General features: G+C 41.6%; 1 pseudogene. It reads left to right on the top strand.

The features are described 5' to 3' along the window. A pseudogene (locus ASG05_RS16555) lies at nt 1–250 on the top strand (hypothetical protein); the annotation flags it as partial. Between the last annotated feature and the right edge of the window lie 31 nt (nt 251–281).

Raw genomic sequence — 281 nt, 5'->3', positions numbered from 1 at the left:
TGGGATAGCTAATGAAAGCATTGTGCTATCCTGGGTGAGATGCTATGAGTTATCAGGATTGGATGGCCTGCGAGAACAACGGGGACGACCCAAGCTCATGAAAAAGGATAAACCTCATAAGAAAACACAACCACTTACCAGGCTTGAAGAACTGGAGAAAGAAAACCTGTACCTAAAGGCCGAAAACGAGTTGCTAAAAAAGCTCGAAGCCTTAACTCAAGCAAAAGAAATGCTAAAGAAAAAGCGTTAGCCATTGAAGAGTTAAGGCATAAATATCCATT

The organism is Frigoribacterium sp. Leaf186, assembly GCF_001423905.1.
Lineage (GTDB): Bacteria > Actinomycetota > Actinomycetes > Actinomycetales > Microbacteriaceae > Frigoribacterium.
This window is presented reverse-complemented; position numbering and strand designations above follow the sequence as displayed.